Raw genomic sequence first — 406 nt, 5'->3', positions numbered from 1 at the left:
AGCTCAGGTGGTTAGAGCGCTACACTGATAATGTAGAGGTCCGTGGTTCGAGTCCACGCAGGCCCACCAACAAAATTCATGTTGGGGCAAGCTGGAGATGAAAGCCAATAAACGGGGGATTAGCTCAAAAAGCTAAAGTACCTTCCTTGCACTTGTGGGCTCAACGGAATTGCATTCCGCGTTGAATCCGTCTTCTCCACTCGAAAAAGCAAAGAGTATAGCATTAGACAAACGAGTCTAATTTATAAAGAGATTAACAAATAAATCCCGATTAAACTTGGGGGATTAGCTCAGCTGGCTAGAGCACCTGCCTTGCACGCAGGGGGTCAACGGTTCGAATCCGTTATTCTCCACCAGAGTAAATGGGGTCAACGGAAAGCCGTCAGGTTTAGATGTTGTTCCGTTA

At 46.8% G+C, this 406-nt stretch carries 1 tRNA gene; it reads left to right on the top strand.

Going from position 1 to position 406, the window contains the following annotated elements:
- The first annotated feature begins 279 nt into the window (after nucleotides 1-279).
- Nucleotides 280-356, top strand: a tRNA-Ala gene (locus tag EWU23_RS13770).
- The last annotated feature ends 50 nt before the right edge of the window (nucleotides 357-406 follow it).

The sequence above is a fragment of the Aquirufa beregesia genome, from assembly GCF_011090385.1.
Lineage (GTDB): Bacteria > Bacteroidota > Bacteroidia > Cytophagales > Spirosomataceae > Aquirufa > Aquirufa beregesia.
This window is presented reverse-complemented; position numbering and strand designations above follow the sequence as displayed.